The 16777-nt window shown below is 33.7% G+C and carries 16 protein-coding genes; 9 read left to right on the forward strand and 7 right to left on the reverse strand.

Translation table 11 applies throughout. The annotated features are described in order from the left end of the window. Window positions 1–222 precede the first annotated feature (222 nt). From gap to KMW28_RS12270, 3 genes are all read left to right on the forward strand, one after another. A complete protein-coding gene (gene gap, locus KMW28_RS12260) occupies window positions 223–1224 on the forward strand; it encodes a type I glyceraldehyde-3-phosphate dehydrogenase (protein ID WP_066206572.1) in 1002 nt (333 codons plus the stop codon). Window positions 1225–1368: 144 nt separating this feature from the next. Further along, a complete protein-coding gene (locus tag KMW28_RS12265) occupies window positions 1369–2031 on the forward strand; it encodes a M15 family metallopeptidase (RefSeq protein WP_169663170.1) in 663 nt (220 codons plus the stop codon). Window positions 2032–2140: 109 nt separating this feature from the next. Further along, window positions 2141–3223: a bestrophin family protein gene (locus KMW28_RS12270; protein WP_169663169.1), complete on the forward strand. Its 1083-nt coding sequence runs from the start codon at window positions 2141–2143 to the stop codon at window positions 3221–3223. A 65-nt stretch (window positions 3224–3288) separates the two neighbouring features. Here KMW28_RS12270 and KMW28_RS12275 read toward each other — a convergent pair whose 3' ends face one another. Beyond that, complete coding sequence (locus tag KMW28_RS12275; protein ID WP_169663168.1) at window positions 3289–4410, reverse strand: GNAT family N-acetyltransferase; 1122 nt, start codon at window positions 4408–4410, stop codon at window positions 3289–3291. Window positions 4411–4566: 156 nt separating this feature from the next. On the opposite strand from KMW28_RS12275, the gene ggt reads away from it, so the two are divergent. Beyond that, window positions 4567–6267, forward strand: coding sequence for a gamma-glutamyltransferase (gene ggt / locus KMW28_RS12280; RefSeq protein ID WP_169663167.1), 1701 nt, complete (start codon window positions 4567–4569; stop codon window positions 6265–6267). A 254-nt stretch (window positions 6268–6521) separates the two neighbouring features. On the opposite strand, the gene KMW28_RS12285 is transcribed toward ggt, so the two are convergent. Further along, window positions 6522–7043: a DUF4442 domain-containing protein gene (locus tag KMW28_RS12285; RefSeq protein WP_169663166.1), complete on the reverse strand. Its 522-nt coding sequence runs from the start codon at window positions 7041–7043 to the stop codon at window positions 6522–6524. Window positions 7044–7245: 202 nt separating this feature from the next. On the opposite strand from KMW28_RS12285, the gene KMW28_RS12290 reads away from it, so the two are divergent. The 3 genes from KMW28_RS12290 to KMW28_RS12300 all read left to right on the forward strand — a co-directional run bounded on the left by KMW28_RS12290 (window position 7246) and on the right by KMW28_RS12300 (window position 9424). Next, entirely contained in the window at window positions 7246–7449 is a 204-nt protein-coding gene (locus KMW28_RS12290; RefSeq protein WP_066206550.1) for a hypothetical protein, read from the forward strand. 111 nt (window positions 7450–7560) lie between these two features. Continuing rightward, entirely contained in the window at window positions 7561–8808 is a 1248-nt protein-coding gene (locus KMW28_RS12295) for a lysophospholipid acyltransferase family protein (protein WP_169663165.1), read from the forward strand. Between the two features lie 22 nt (window positions 8809–8830). Next, window positions 8831–9424: a DUF2939 domain-containing protein gene (locus tag KMW28_RS12300; RefSeq protein ID WP_169663164.1), complete on the forward strand. Its 594-nt coding sequence runs from the start codon at window positions 8831–8833 to the stop codon at window positions 9422–9424. Window positions 9425–9477: 53 nt separating this feature from the next. Here KMW28_RS12300 and KMW28_RS12305 read toward each other — a convergent pair whose 3' ends face one another. The 3 genes from KMW28_RS12305 to KMW28_RS12315 all read right to left on the reverse strand — a co-directional run bounded on the left by KMW28_RS12305 (window position 9478) and on the right by KMW28_RS12315 (window position 13419). Beyond that, the gene (locus tag KMW28_RS12305; RefSeq protein WP_169663163.1) at window positions 9478–10371 is read right to left on the reverse strand and encodes a 3-hydroxyacyl-CoA dehydrogenase family protein; all 894 of its coding nucleotides are present in this window, start codon (window positions 10369–10371) and stop codon (window positions 9478–9480) included. A gap of 169 nt (window positions 10372–10540) precedes the next feature. After that, window positions 10541–12295 (reverse strand): lysine--tRNA ligase, encoded by a 1755-nt coding sequence (gene lysS, locus KMW28_RS12310; protein WP_169663162.1) that lies wholly within the window; start codon window positions 12293–12295, stop codon window positions 10541–10543. A 245-nt stretch (window positions 12296–12540) separates the two neighbouring features. Beyond that, window positions 12541–13419 carry a bile acid:sodium symporter family protein gene (locus KMW28_RS12315; protein ID WP_169663161.1) on the reverse strand — a complete coding sequence of 293 codons (879 nt, stop codon included), beginning with the start codon at window positions 13417–13419 and terminating at the stop codon, window positions 12541–12543. A gap of 195 nt (window positions 13420–13614) precedes the next feature. On the opposite strand from KMW28_RS12315, the gene KMW28_RS12320 reads away from it, so the two are divergent. Further along, window positions 13615–13998 carry a hypothetical protein gene (locus KMW28_RS12320; RefSeq protein ID WP_169663160.1) on the forward strand — a complete coding sequence of 128 codons (384 nt, stop codon included), beginning with the start codon at window positions 13615–13617 and terminating at the stop codon, window positions 13996–13998. Between the two features lie 83 nt (window positions 13999–14081). Here KMW28_RS12320 and KMW28_RS12325 read toward each other — a convergent pair whose 3' ends face one another. Together KMW28_RS12325 and KMW28_RS12330 are read right to left on the reverse strand one after the other, a co-directional pair. After that, window positions 14082–14456, reverse strand: coding sequence for a PH domain-containing protein (locus KMW28_RS12325; protein WP_169663159.1), 375 nt, complete (start codon window positions 14454–14456; stop codon window positions 14082–14084). A 70-nt stretch (window positions 14457–14526) separates the two neighbouring features. Further along, window positions 14527–15696, reverse strand: coding sequence for an MORN repeat-containing protein (locus tag KMW28_RS12330; RefSeq protein ID WP_169663158.1), 1170 nt, complete (start codon window positions 15694–15696; stop codon window positions 14527–14529). Between the two features lie 161 nt (window positions 15697–15857). Here KMW28_RS12330 and KMW28_RS12335 point away from each other — a divergent pair, with 161 nt between their 5' ends. Next, complete coding sequence (locus KMW28_RS12335; protein ID WP_169663157.1) at window positions 15858–16724, forward strand: N-acetylmuramoyl-L-alanine amidase-like domain-containing protein; 867 nt, start codon at window positions 15858–15860, stop codon at window positions 16722–16724. Window positions 16725–16777: the final 53 nt, after the last annotated feature.

The raw sequence follows: 16777 nt of genomic DNA on the forward strand, positions 1-16777 counted from the left end.
CCTTTTCTTATACCTTAAAAGGTTGATTTAAAAGTATTTGATACACTTAACAAAAATGCAAAAACTAGTAAAATTGCCATCAAATAATGATTAATATCATTCCATAACAGAAGATACTAATATATGTTTGCAAGTGTAAATGATAAGAACAATTAAGCGTGTCTATCGTTTATCAAAATAGTTAGAAAAATTATTTATTAATTTAATATTTAAATAACAATTATGTCAGCAATTAAAGTAGGTATCAACGGTTTTGGTCGTATCGGTCGTTTCGTTTTCCGTGCATCTGTAGAAAGAGAAGATATTGAGGTAGTAGGTATTAATGACCTTATCGATGTTGAGTACATGGCTTACATGCTTAAGTACGATTCAACTCACGGACGTTTCAACGGTACAGTTGAGATCGTTGACGGTAACTTAGTTGTTAATGGTAAAACAGTTCGCGTTACAGCTGAGCGTAACCCAGAAGATTTGAAGTGGGACGCAGTTGGCGCTGAAGTAGTTGTTGAATCAACTGGTTTATTCTTAACTGACGAAACTGCACGTAAGCACATCACTGCTGGTGCTAAGAAAGTTGTTATGTCTGCTCCTTCTAAAGACGCAACTCCAATGTTCGTTATGGGTGTAAACAACAACGAATATGCTGGTCAAGATATCGTTTCTAACGCTTCTTGTACTACAAACTGTTTAGCTCCTATCGCTAAAGTTCTTAACGACAAGTGGGGTATCAAAGACGGTTTGATGACTACAGTTCACGCTACTACTGCAACTCAAAAAACAGTTGACGGTCCTTCAATGAAAGACTGGAGAGGTGGACGTGGTGCTGGTCAAAACATCATCCCTTCTTCTACTGGTGCTGCTAAAGCTGTAGGTAAAGTAATTCCTGCATTGAACGGTAAATTAACTGGTATGGCTTTCCGTGTACCAACTCCAGACGTTTCAGTTGTTGATTTAACTGTAAACTTAGAGAAGCCAGCTACTTACGCTGAAATCTGTGCTGAAATGAAAAAAGCTTCAGAAGGTGAATTAGCAGGTGTTCTTGGTTACACTGAAGATATGGTTGTTTCTAACGACTTTATCGGTGAAGTTCAAACTTCAGTATTTGATGCTAACGCTGGTATCGCTCTTACTGATACTTTCGTTAAAGTTGTATCTTGGTATGACAACGAAATCGGATACTCGAACAAAGTTCTTGATCTAGTAGCTCACATCTACAACGCATAATTGTAGATTGAAAATATAGATTTTATATTTAAGGGTAAATCTTCGGATTTACCCTTTTTTTATTTTTTAAATTGATATTACCACATCCTTTTACGTTCATACAATTCTATTGTTGCTTATTGTAAGATCGTGATACCGTGCAGCATGAAAAACTTTTTTATCAAGATATTAATTCTCTTTTGTACCCACTCACTTTTTGGTCAGGATTGCACATCAGAAAAACTTTCTAAGCATTGGAAGTTAAGAGTTAATCTAAGTACGTTTGTCGCCCAAAAAGAAGGTGTCGATATTGATCCTAAATTCATTAATTATGATTTTATGAATTTACCAATTGGCGTGCCTTTCAATTATTTAGATTATGTACAACTTGATCAATATAACTATGTAAACATTGGTGATGATAAATTGATTTCTCCAGCATTTGAGGCTTACAAGAAGATGAAAATTGCTGCGAATAAAAACAATGCCGTTATTAATATCAAATCGTCTTATCGAAATAAAAGTACTCAAACATATATGTTGAATAAACACGGTGCACATCAAGCTGAAACTCCAGGTTATTCAGAACATCATTTACTCACGACCATTGATATTCGCTATTGTGGAGAGAACACAAAGTTATTTTTATGGATGTTGAATCATGCTCATGAATATGGATGGATCCCCTCCTATTACTTCCGTAAAGGCACCCAAATTAGAAGAGAAGCATGGCATTGGAGATATGTAGGTATAGAAGCTGCTCAGTGGTTTAGATGTACATGGAATACAGAATATTCAAATGAAATATACCGCTTGAATAGAATCTAGTTTTACTGAATTTCTTTATAATATTACAAGCATCTTAACAGTGACTAATAAAATTTGTATATTAGTTATATCATCAATTACTACTTTCTAACCCAATAACTCTGTTTAGATGTATACTAAAAGGAACTATTCTGTGGCCATCATGGTCAAATGGACCCGAAGATATATTTATCATTTTATACTCCTTTCTATCATCCCTGTTTTCTTATATGATATTTTAAATTGGAAATGGCTACAACTCCCTTGGCTCCCTATTGGTTTGGTAGGTACAGCTTTAGCTTTTATTATTGGTTTTAAAAATAATGCATCCTATGGACGAGCTTGGGAGGCTCGAAAAATCTATGGAGGTATTGTCAATACTTCTAGATTACTTGCCACAATGGTAAATGATTTTATTACCAATGAGCATGCTACAGAAAAAAGAACTGATCAAGATTTTTTTGAAATAAAGAAAACCATTATCCATCGACATATTGCTTGGATGACTTGCTTAAGACATGCTTTGAGAACTAAAAAACCGTGGGAAACATCTTTCACCAATATATCAGATAAAGAATATATGAAGCATATAAATATTAGAGAATACAATATAACCCTAGAAGACGATTTAGCTGAATATGTTAGCCCAAATGAAAAAGAAATGATTTTTTCGTATACCAATAAATCAAATGCATGTCTGAATTTACAATCACAACAATTCAAAGAATTAAAATTAACTGGATTGATTGAAGATTTCAGACATATTGAGTTTCAGCATTTGGTAGAAAAACTATTTGATTTACAAGGCAAAGCTGAACGTATTAAAAATTACCCCTATCCTAGACAGTTTGCTACGCTGAATTTATTCTTCGTTTGGATTTTTGTTATTCTTCTACCTCTTGGATTGATGAGCGAATTTGATAAAATAGGTCAATCTATAATGGAACAAGGCTACTCTTCATTTTTTATTTTTGACTTCATTGTAAGAAACTTCGTTTGGTTGACTATACCATTTAGTATTGTTATTTCCTGGATATTCTTTACGATGGAAAGAGTGGGTGATGTATCAGAGAATCCATTCGAAGGTATTGGAAATGATGTGCCTATAACCACTATGTCAAGAGGAATAGAAATTGATATACGTGAGATGATTGGAGAAGATAAAAAAGACATTCCTGATCCAATTCCGGAATCTGCGAATGCACAGATGTAAAAAAGAGGTTGATCTATATATCATGGATCAACCTCTCTTTATTTATGCTAAAATCTATTCAATTTTTATAAAGCTTTTGTAAAACAACGCTTTCTTTTATGTTGAATATGATCATAGTTTTTCCAGTTTTGAATAGCTTTCTGGTTCGTTTCGAACATACCTGTGGTCTCTAAATATTTAATGCCATTTTCTTGCATTGTTCTTTGAAGTTCACCTACTAACATTACTCCACCACCCAATCTTTGTAATTTTGGATGAACTGCAGTTAATAAGAAATCACAAGTGTCGTTCTTTTTCAAAGCTTGCATAATGTGGTACCATCCAAACGGCCATATGCTTCCGTTGGCTTTTTGAAGCGCTCTTGATAATGAAGGCATACCAATTACGAAACCTAACATTTCCTCATCCTCTTCAGACAACAACACCTTCACATATTTAGGTGATAATAACTTCAAGAACTTCTTCTTATAGTATTCTACCATTTCTTTATCAAATGATATTACACTATAAAGATCTTTAAATGATTCCCCTAGAAGGTTAAATATATCATCAGCATATTCGATTAACTCATCGTTTGACTTGAAAGAAACAATTTTAGTTTTTGTTCTTCTCATCAAAAGCGTCGCTCCTTTCTTTCCTTTTTCAATAACCTCTTCATCAAGGGTTAATCTAAACTCAATCCAATCGACAAGTTTATCATAACCTAAAGCCTCTAAATGCTCTTTATAATAAGGTAAATGATATTCTGATGCGACAGAAGGCAAGTGATCATGACCTTCAATCATCATACCTTGGTGGTCCAAGTTAGTGTATCCTAAAGGTCCAACAATACCTGTCATTCCTTTTTCTTTACCCCACTTTTCTGCCGTTTCAAGTAAAGTCTGAACTACTTCTCTATCATCAATAAATTCTAAACGAGAAAAACGTACATTTTTTTCGTCAGCTTTTTCATTGTATTTGTGATTGATAATCGCACCAATTCTTCCTACACATTTTCCATTTTTAAAGGCAAGCCAAAATTCGGTATCACAGAACTTCTCAAATGGGTTATCTTCAGTAAAGATTGATAATTCGTCTTTCTTAATAGGCGGCACCCAATAGGTATTTCCTTTATATAAATCAAATTGAAGATTGACAAACTCCTTTTGATCTTTTTTAGTGGTTACTTTACGTATCTCCAGACTCATAATCTATTGTAAAATTCCTAGAATTTTTTTCGTTTTTTTATTTTAACATGCAATTTAAAACCTTTTGAATAATCCTATATATATTCGCCTGAAAACTTATATTTATGTATGTTTTTTTTAAGATTATAGTCACTATAAATAATATATTTTAGCTAAATGAATAAAATCATCACCCTTTTTTTATTCCTTCTCTTTATTAACTGTTCGCATTCAAATTCTGACAAACAAAAAAATGAAGAAGGCACAATTGGAAGAAATGGAATGGTCTCTACTGCACATCCTTTAGCCTCCGAAATTGGATTAAATATTCTAAAGCAAGGAGGTAATGCATTTGATGCCGCAGTGGCTATACAATTTGCTCTTGCGGTTGCCTACCCTCGAGCAGGTAACATTGGAGGGGGTGGCTTTATGGTTTATTACACCAAAGACAACGCTTACGGAAGTTTAGACTTTAGAGAAAAAGCTCCATTAAAAAGTCATAGAGATATGTTTCTTAATAAATATGGTAACACAATAGATAATCTTTCTCTAAGAGGTGCACTTGCAGTTGGAGTTCCTGGTACCGTGGATGGTATGGTAAAAATCCATGAAAAATTAGGTCATTTACCTTGGAAACACTTGCTACAACCTGCTATAGATTTAGCAAAAAACGGGGTTATCTTAACTGATCAAGAAGCAAAAAAAATAAATCAATATCTTGATGATTTTAATGAAGTTAATCCTCAAAAAATACCATTCACGACTTCTACCGAATGGAAAGAAGGTGATCGAATTCATTATCAAAAATTAGCCGAAACTTTAAAGTTAATTCAAGAAAAGAAAAGAGATGGTTTTTATAAAGGTACTGTGGCACAAGCAATTATTGATGAAATGAATCAACATCATGGTATCATCTCACAAAAAGACTTAGATGCATATTCAGCAAAATGGAGGACTCCTATCACTGCTACTTTTCAAGATTCTCTTCAATTAATTAGTATGCCTCCTCCTTCCTCTGGAGGTATTGCCTTAGCTCAAATTCTTAAATGTTTAGATGAAATTGATAATAACCGTATGTCGTTCAACGATTTCGAATGGGCACACACTTTGATCGAATTAGAAAGAAGAGCCTATGCTGATAGAGCGACCTATTTAGGTGATGACGATTTTATTGATGTCCCCACCGAACTTTTATTATCAAAAAAATATTTAAGACAGCGATTAGAAAATTTTAATCCTAATAAAGCCACCCCTTCTCAAGAGATAAAAGCAGGAAATGTATTCACCATAGAAAGTTTCGAAACCACTCATTTCTCTATAGTAGACAAAGAAGGAAATGCTGTAGCAATTACTACAACGCTCAACGGTAATTTCGGAAGTAAGCTTTTCGTTCAAGGTGGTGGATTTTTCCTAAACAACGAAATGGATGACTTTAGCATTAAGCCTGGAGTTCCTAATCAATTTGGTTTAGTAGGTGGCACAGCAAATGAGATCCAACCGGAAAAAAGAATGTTATCGAGCATGACACCAACAATTATATTAAAGAATGGAAAGTTATTTATGGTTGTTGGCACTCCTGGTGGATCAACAATTATTACATCGGTATTACAAACTATAGTCAATGTATCTGAATTTGGAATGAATATGCAAGAAGCCGTTTACGCTAAAAAGTTTCATTCCCAATGGATGCCCGACAAAGTATATTATGAAGATGGTGCATTTAGTGATCAAACAATAGAAAAACTGAGATCGATGGGGCACGACTTAGAAATAACAGAGCAATTAGGTAAAATGGATTGTATTTTAATTCGAAAAGATTCGACATTAGAAGGGGCCTCAGATGTTAAAAGAGGAGATGGAAGGGCATTAGGTTATTAATTTTGTTTAAAAATGTTAAAATTTGAACTTAAAATGTAAAAATTACACTAATGATTTGCGTATTAATTACACTTTTAGTTGATTTGTAATACCGATAAACAATATAGTAATAACACAATGCTAGATCGAGAGATTTTGAGAACGTCTCTTGATTGTTTGAAACACACAATCGCACACACAACACTAGAAAAAGCAGATCAATTTGTGATCTGCTTTTTTTTTGTGTTCTTACTTTAGTAGGTATAATCAAAAAATCACTTTCTTTTCTTAAATGACCAAGTGAAGTAAAAAGTAGAAACAACCTGTCCATTGGGCATTTTCCCTTCTGTTTTCATTTTCACTTCAACCGACTCTCCTGTTTCATAAGCCTTTTCAATTCCTTTTTGTACCATTTCTCCATCTACACAAGTAAATGTTACTTTATCAGTTGCCTTTTTAATAAACTTTGCCTCCATATCAACAATAATAAAAGCAATGGTTTTTAAATGATCACTTAGGTGAAGCATCCCCAATGCTGCAGTTGACAGTTCAGCAGCCATACTTTGAGCAGCAAAATAGGTTGATTTAAAAGGGTTTTTATTCAAAAACTTGTAAGGTAGAGACGTCGTACACTGTTCCCCTTCCAAGGTTTCTAACTTCATACCTGCTATAAAACCTAAAGGTACTTGTGTTAAAGTAAAAAGTTTAAACTTAAATGGATGTAGCATCTTTTTCGCAAACTTCTCCTGCTTAACACTCAATTGCACTATGGGTGTTTCCTTAACTGTTTGATTCATGTGTGTTTGGTGTTTTTAAAATAAGTGAATAGTTGTTTTTACAATATACTAATATTCTAGAGGTTTTTAAATAAATGTAAAAGGAAAAGTAGTATTATATATCATTCGATATCATTCACATTTTTTTTCAATTATGTTAAAACTTTCTTATCTGAATTTAGGTTTATAATGATAGCTCTTAAGAAATTAAACTCCTTTTGTTATGACTATTTTGCTTACTATTTATTTAATCATTGCCAATATTGCTGTCATCCTAAAATGTTATCAAGTTTTCTTGAAAAAGATGTTAGTACAAAATGCATTTGCAGCTTTAGCCGTAATAGTTGCTGTTTTAGTATCTGTCGATATTTTCTTTTACGGACAGTTGACCAACGGATATGGTAATTTTATGTCAATGAATTTATAAGTCAGTACATAGATTTAGGATGTACGCATTACTTCTTTTTAGTTTATCTATTTATATGTAAATTTGATAGACGAAAGTTGAAATCATATAATAGTACAAACCTATTTTTATATGCTGCAAGGAACCGAATCAAAAGTGGATATTCCAACAAGAGAAAACCATAGTCTATCTTTAATTAGAGAGGATGCTCCAAAAGAAATTAAGGAGAATGCTCATATACTAGACGATCATTTTGATCTCGGTTATGCCTATAGTATTAGTAAATTGCTTCTTCATTATATTAATGAAGGGTATTTTAGAATAAAATTTATTGGTTTCGATCAGCTACCTGAACGAAATAATCCTGATGCTCCATTAATATATGCGAGTAATCACTCTGGAATGGCTTTTCCCTGGGATGCCATTTCTTTTGTTTCAGGCCTTTTCGAAAAAAGTGATTTCAATTTAAAAAATAGTGTTCGAGCAATAACTGCCCCTGCCCTTTCACGTAGTAAATTTATGAACCCATTTATTCTTCCAAATTTTTGGAAAAAATTGGGTGCCGTAGATGCAACATGGCTAAATTATGAAACAGCTATGCATACCAATGCTAGTAACGTTTTAGTTTATCCAGAAGGTGTTCCCGGAATTGGTAAAGGATTTAATAATAAATATACTCTACAACGATTAGCAACATCAACGCTAAGAATGAGTATAAAATATAAAACGGATATCATTCCTTTTGCCACTGTAAATGGAGAATACATTAATCCATTTAGCTACAGTGTTTCACTTATTAACGATTTTGTCCAAAAATTAGGTATCCCATTCCTTCCTTTGGGTTTTATGACCACCATGATTCCTATACAACCTTGGTTGTTTTATTTTGCCTTCCCTGCTAACCTCACTTTTGTTAGAGGTAAAAGAATTAGCCCTTATAAAATGATTGGGGAAAAGGATATTGAGGATGTTACCGAGGAAGAAATCTATGCTTTGAGTGAAAAGATTCATGACCAAATGCAAATTGAATTAGACAAAGCAGTAGAGTTATATGGTCAAAAGCCTTATAATTTGATGGATTTGTTAGAAATCAATATCAAAAACACTGGTCGAGCTTTTAAGTTTTTCCCAGCGTTATGGCCCATCATCTTTAAACAACACAGTAATAAGTTTCAAAAGGTAAAAGATCAAATTTCTGCAGAAAGTGGTTATCCGAAAGAATTTGATCAACAATTAGAATTGATTAAACCTAAAGTCGACGATGAGAAAGAATTAGATATTTCTGTTAGTTCTGTAGTAGATACTTTACTAGAAAACCCAGAAATTTTATTGTTTTACACTCCTGTTGCAGGATTATTGCATATATTCTCATCAAAATAAATTATCCTTTAACAAATAAGAAATGAATAAGAAAATTGTTTTTGCACTTCTTGCGATTTTAATTTTAGGTGCTGGAGTGGGTTTTTATGTTTATAATCTAAAAGATACACCCGAAGTTACTTTTCTAGAAATTAAACATGCTATAGACAATAAGGATATTGATAGCTTTAATGAATATGTTGACTTAGACAATGTTTTAAATTCAATTGTTGATCAATATGTAAATTATCAAATGAACAAAAACCAAGGACAATTAGATATTGCCACTGGTTTTATGGCCATGATGAAACCGGCTATTGTTTCTACAGTGAAAGAACAAGTTGAAAAAGGTATAAAAAGTGGCGACATCAATATACCAAATACAATAGAAGGTGTTAGTGGAGATGTTGTTGGTTTACTTGCTTTAGCTAAAGGTAATGGTGCCAATTATAAAGGTATAAAAAGTAGTGAGGTGAATGATTCACAAGCAGTACTCACCTTGCAGATTCAATTAGATAATACAGATGTTGTGAATGATCTCGTCGTTAAAATGAGAAAAGTTGATGATCATTGGCAAATTTATGATATACAGAAATTAGGTGAGATTTTAGATACCTATTTACAGTCTCAACAATAACAAAAAGGGTGATCAATTTTAGTTGATCACCCTTTTTGTTTATATCAAATATTCTATGATTTAAAACGCTTACTCACTACTAAAGCTTTATTGTTGCCTTCTACCCAATCATAAAAACCTTCACCAGATTTTACTCCTAAAATTCCTGCTTCAACCATATTCACTAATAATGGACTTGGTGCATATTTATCATCTCCTAAGCCATCTTGTAATACTCTCATAATGGATAAGCAAACATCTAGACCAATGAAATCAGCTAATTGTAATGGACCCATTGGATGAGCCATTCCTAACTTCATAATAGTATCAATTTCTTCCACACCTGCTACACCATTTTGTAAAGAAATAATGGCCTCGTTAATCATAGGCATCAAGATTCTATTGGCTACAAAACCTGCATAATCGTTGGCAGGCACAGGTACTTTTCCAATAGACTTCGACATCTCTACTACTGCATCTGTGGTTTCTTTTGATGTTAAGTAACCATTTATTACCTCCACCAATTTCATCATTGGCACAGGATTCATAAAGTGCATTCCAATTACTTTTTCAGGACGTTGTGTTACGGCCCCAATCTTAGTAATAGATATAGAAGAAGTATTCGATGATAGAATACAGTGATCGGGAGTAAATTCATCCAACTGCTTAAAAATAGACAGTTTAATGTCGATGTTTTCAGAAGCTGCTTCGACTACGAGATCAGCATTACTTACTCCTTCTTTTAAATCTGTATAGGTAGTGAGATTTTGAAGTGTTGATTGTTTTGTCTCTTCAGTGATTTTCTCCTTAGCGATCAAACGATCAAGGTTTTTCCCAATTGTTTTTAGGGCTTTCTCTAAAGCATCACTTGATATATCTACTAGTGAAACTTTGTATCCACTTTGTGCAAAAACATGAGCAATACCATTACCCATAGTCCCCGACCCAATGACAGAGATGTTTTTCATGTGTTATGTTAAGTTTATTGGTTTGTATGATCACATCTTTCACCATGAATCTAGTTTTGAAGATGTGATAAAAAATATATTCATTTCAAAGAAAACAAAAAGCGATGAACTTCCGAAGAAATTCACCGCTTTTTTATATTCAATAAAGATCGCTCTTTATCTTAATTACTTATGCTTTTGCTGCTGCAGCTTTTGAAATCCAGCCTTCAACCAAATCTTTTGATGGATTAGGAATTTGCTTCAATTTCAATTTCTTTTTCATACCGATAAAATCGTTCATCAGTTTACCTGCTGCTTTGTCAGCTAAATCTTCAGTCATGTAGAAACCTAATTTGTGCATCACTGGGATTAAATCCTTTTCAACACCGATTTCTGCCCATGCTGCTTCCGAAGATGCTTCAGGCCATTTTTCAGGACGCATTTGAGGGAAGAACAATACTTCTTGGATAGAAGCATTATCAGTCAACATCATTACCAAACGGTCGATACCAATACCTAAACCAGATGTTGGAGGCATACCGTATTCTAATGCTCTCAAGAAGTCTTGGTCGATGAACATTGCTTCGTCATCACCTGCTTCCATTAACTTCATTTGCTCTTCAAAACGCTCTCTTTGATCAATTGGGTCATTCAGCTCAGAGTAAGCATTTGCTACCTCTTTACCATTCACCATCAATTCGAAACGTTCTGTCAATTCTGGATTATCACGGTGACGCTTACATAAAGGAGACATCTCAACAGGATAGTCAGTAATGAAAGTTGGTTGGATATAGTTACCCTCACATTTCTCACCGAAGATCTCGTCAATCAATTTACCCTTACCCATTGTTTCGTCATGCTCAATGCCTAACTCATCACAGAATACACGTAATTCTTCAACAGATTTACCGTTGATATCTTTACCTGTATGTTCCATAATCGCCTCAGCCATAGTTACACGACGGTAAGGTGCTTTGAAAGAGATTTGATTCTCTCCTACTACAGCATCTGTTGTACCGTTGGCAGCCATTGCTACGTGCTCTAAACATTGCTCAGTGAATTCCATCATCCAATTGTAATCTTTGTAAGCTACATAGATTTCAACTGCTGTAAACTCTGGATTATGCGTTCTATCCATACCTTCGTTACGGAAGTTTCTAGAGAACTCATAAACACCATCAAAACCACCAACGATTAGACGCTTTAAGTAAAGCTCATTGGCAATTCTCAAGTACAATGGGATATCCAAAGCATTGTGGTGAGTAACAAACGGGCTAGCCGCTGCACCACCTGGAATAGCTTGTAAAACTGGCGTATCAACTTCTAAATGACCATGGTCGTTGAAGAATCCACGCATAGCGTTAATGATCTTCGTTCTTTTCAAGAACGTTTCTTTAACACCTTTATTTACTACCAAATCAACATAACGTTGACGGTATCTTAATTCTGGATCAGTGAATGCGTCGTGAACAGTTTCGTTACCATCCTCGTCCTTAGTTAACTTAACAGCTGGAAGCGGTTTCAAAGATTTTGATAAAACCTTCAAGCTTTTCGCATGAATACTGATTTCACCAACTTGAGTTTTGAATACAAAACCCTCGATGCCAATAAAGTCACCACGGTCCAAAAGTTTCTTGAACACCTTATTGTACATCGTCTTGTCTTCACCTGGACAAATTTCGTCTCTTGCAATATACACCTGAATTCTACCAGATGCATCCTGAAGTTCTACGAAAGAGGCTTTACCCATTTCACGAACACTCATAAGACGACCAGCAATAGTAATAGTACCGTAATCGTTAGGTCTGCGTTCGAAGTTATCTAAGATATCTTTTGCAGAAACGTTTACGTCAAATTTTGCCGCTGGATATGGATCAATCCCAAGATCCATTAATTGTTGTCTTTTTTCTCTACGGAGTACTTCCTGTTCACTAAGAATTTGCATTATCGAATGTTTTATTCTTTTGATGTAGCTTACTATAACTACATAATTTCAATCTGCGAAAATAATAGATTTAATTTGAAAAATTGATGTATTTCAAAAAATACTCAACACTTTATTGAGTATTTAAAACTTATTAGAAAAATGAGCATTATTAGATGTTCATTTTATCACCCAATTATGCTCATTTGATGTTCACCCTAATAAAATGATTCAGAATTAGTTCTTATCATTTTACAAAGAATATTTTATTCTGCTGCAGGTACCTCTTCAGCTGCTCCTTTTCTAGAAAAGAAAAATATAATTGCTCCAGATGTAAAGAACATAATTAAAGAATATACACCCGCTGCAATCGAAAGGTCGACTCTATTCATGATACCAATAGCGATAGTAATGGCCATAGTACCGTTTTGAATTCCTGTTTCAATGGAGATAGAAGTCGCTTGTGCCTTGTTTAATTTAAACAGCCTACTCACTCCATACCCCATTAACATCGTAATCACATTTAATGATAATGTGGCAATTCCTGCTTGAGAGAAATACTCTATCACATTGTCTCTTTCTTTGACAACAATACCAATGATCATTACAATTAAGATGACTGCTGATGCAATTTTCGTTGGCTTTGCCATTTTGGATGCAAAATTAGGAGCAAACTTTCTGATGGTCATACCCAAAACGATAGGAATGACACTCACAATCATGATCTTTTTAATCGTATCAGGAATATCCAATAAAATGGTTTGATCTTGACTCATAAAAAATGATGTTCCAAAATTGATTACGAATGGAATCGTAAGGATAGTCAAAAAGCTTGATATGGCTGTTAAAGAGACAGACAGTGCTGTATCGCCTTTAGCTAAATGTGTAATCAAATTTGATGTTGGACCACCAGGACAAGCTGCAAGAATTATTAGACCTACTGCTATAAATGACGGTAAGGCCAATGCATATGCAATACCAAAGGCAACAATTGGTAACGCTACAATTTGCAAAAACAGTCCTAAAAATACAGCTAATGGTTTCTTGAAAATTCTTTTAAAATCGTCTGGAACTAAAGACAGTCCCATGCCCAACATAATGACTGCTAAGCAAATGCCTAACAGAATAGTGCTTAAGTTATTCATAGTAAAAGATTTGAGTGAGAAATTAACTACTTGGTATAGTTGGTTGTAATAATTAAAAAATCATTAATTGCATATTTTAATGATAGTAATTGTAATGATATCAGAAAGAATTGAAAAATCAAAAATAAAAATTAATGAAAGCAACGTATTTGATCAACTGCCGTTAGTTTATATTGAAACAAAAATAATATTATAATGACCATTAGTTTGTTAAAGTATATCTCTGATGTAAAATCGGAAATCAAGTTTTGGACAAACGAAATTACCTTTTACATTAACGAGATAAAGTTATCAAACGATAGGATTGACTTGTATTTAAATAGGTCTAATGATGTCATTCAGCAAAACAAACTCAAAGATTTTAAACAACTTAATGAAAAGATTATTAAGAGAATAAACGACGTTTTAGCTGAAATTGATGTGTTTGACGATTCTTTACTTAGTGTAAATAATAATACTATTGTCACCGACGAAACGTTTGAGAAATACAGTTATTTCAAAGAAAAATTAGATGGCATTGCCAATGAATATATGGCCTTAAAAGATAAATTTGTAAGGTTTAGTATATCATCATTATAGCCACAAAATTATTAAAATTATGAAGCCACTTGGGTATTAAGTAACTCAAGTGGCTTCGCTTTTTTATAGACTCTATAGCACTTTTAAAGTGTTCCTTCTGATAAAATCTGATAGACTTCTTTTACATCTTTATCGCTACCAAACTTTGTTTGCAAAGGTTCTGGTAAACGTTTCGTCCATATCTTTAATTCAGAGTCAGCATCAAAATTACCTTTTGTCTCCATAGAGAACATTTCGATGCTTTTATAAGGAATAGAAAGCAATTCAGCTTTCTTACCAGTAATGCCTTGCTTATCGATAACGATCAAGCGCTTATTGGTAAAAATCCACTGGTCTCTAATCAATTTATAAGCACTTACAAATTCTTCGTCAGAAGCCAAGACAAATCCGAATTGTTCTTTTACATCTTCAATATCATGTGAAGACACATTACCCATCAGGCTATTAAATAATCCCATTAGTGTTGTTTTTAGATAAAAAAAAGATGCTTATGAAGGTAAGCATCTTTTCTTGAAAAAGGAATAATAATTATTCTTCTTCTACATAATTATACATCTGTTGTTTTTGTTCCTTCACCTCTTTCTTCTCTTCTTCAACTTCAGTTTTAATCTTGTATTTCTTTTTCCTTAGTTCTTCATCACGCTTTTTCTTTTCCTCACAAGTTCCTGCCCACCAATGACCTACTTGGTTTTTATATGCTTGATATGGGTTTTTGTATTCTTTCCCATCACAACCACAAACAGGGTCATCCGTAAAATCAAACGATACTTTACGTTTATCATTTTCATTAAATTCGCAGGTCATTTTTCTCAAAGTTTCAATATCTCTTTGAGCCAGAGGAATTTCAAGATTCATAGTCCTAGAACATTTCGTAGGATAGTAAAGTGATTTATCAAAATCGTATGGATTAGCATAAACTAAGTATTCTTCGTTCTCAAAAAATACGTAATCGCAAGATGTATAACCTGCTCTTAGGTACACCTTACGCTTAGGGTATAGTGCCCCTTTCCAGTATTCTGAAACGATCATCCCTACTCTATCATAGCCTTCATCTGTTGTTTCTACTTCAAAAACTTTAGCAATAAAAACAGCCTCCGATTCGTTGTAAGATTCTTCTACAGATACCGATTCTCTATAACAATCACATGGTACATACTCATCCTCTCTCCATTCACCTTGTTCAGTATCTCCATTAGGGTAAAGCATAATTCCTTTACCATGTCTTTTACCGTTTTTCCATTCACCTATATATTGAGCTCCATTCGGATACCAATGTTGACCTTCACCATTTACCTGATTGTTTACCCAAGTACCTTCATGTCTTTCACCAGTAGCAGTTATAAGCACACCTCTTCCGTGCATTTTTCCATCTAAGAAGCCACCTTTATAAATATCGCCGTTGGCCCAAGTATAAACACCAGCACCAAAAGGTTGTCCTTTAAAGAAGTTCCCTTCGTATTTATTTCCATTAGCAAATCGAAGTGTACCTCTACCTTCCATTAGGTCATTTCTCCATTTCCCTTGGTATTGAGTTCCATCTTGCCAAGTATAAGTACCGGATCCATGCCTTTTACCTTCACCGTTGTATTGACCTACATATTTATCTTTTTCCGGGTTATCACTTATATCTTGAGCGTGAAGACTAGAAAAAGTCAAAAAAATAAATGAAAAAAATATACTTAGAGTTTTATTCAACATTCTTTATGTAATTTTATACGTTGATATCAAGAAAGCTTGTTGATTACAACTTAAACTTTTTGAAGTTTGATAAAGTTTTTGTCAGCTTAGAGCAAAATTATTTAAACTCTATTGAAGTTTTATGTAATTTCAGCTTATCTACAAAATTGCAAAAAATTAATATGTCTAAACAATTCTTCGCCACAATTTGCCTTTTATTTATCACTTTTTATGGGAAGTGTCAAGTTACTTGCAGTATTCCTAACAAAAAAGCCTTCGAAGTGCGTGTCGATTCACTCAATAAAATTGATTTAGACTCTTTAAATCAATCCCAAAAAGTAATCAAAATTGCTCAAACTTTCTTGGGAGAACCCTACATGGAGAAGACACTTGAAGTAGACACTAAGAAAGAAACAATCGTTGTGAACTTTACAGGATTTGATTGTACCACTTTTGTTGAAAACATGATTGGTCTATCAAAATTATATACTGGGGAGGAAAATGAAAAATATAGAACATTGAACCACTATGTTAGTATTCTTGAACACATTCGCTACAGAGATGGCAAGTTGAATGGATATACTTCTAGACTTCATTATTTAACAGATTGGGTAAGAAACAATGAAGCAAAAGGAATTTTACATGATATTACTGAAGAAATTGGTGGAGAAACATATGATAAAGAAATCAACTTTATGAGTACACATATCACTGCTTATAATCAATTAGTTGATAACGATTCGGCAGTGGCAGAAATCCGTAAAGTAGAAGCCAATATCAATAAAAAACCGCTATCTCAAATCTACATCAAAGATATTGCGAAGGTTGAAGATAAAATCCAATCGGGAGATATAATCGCTTTAGTATGTAAGGTGAAAGGTTTGGATGTTGCTCATGTTGGATTAGCGATCAGAAAAGAGGATGGGCGTATCTATTTGCTTCACGCCTCTCAATCAAAAGGAAAAGTAGTCATTACTGACAAACCATTAGCAGAATGGCTGAAAAACAGCAAATTGAATACAGGAATAACTGTTGCGCGACTAAATTAATTTTGTATATTTGACCCGCGATCTTCTGACTAAAGATCATTTTTTAACTATTT

It is taken from the genome of Flammeovirga yaeyamensis (genome assembly GCF_018736045.1).
GTDB classification, from domain to species: domain Bacteria; phylum Bacteroidota; class Bacteroidia; order Cytophagales; family Flammeovirgaceae; genus Flammeovirga; species Flammeovirga yaeyamensis.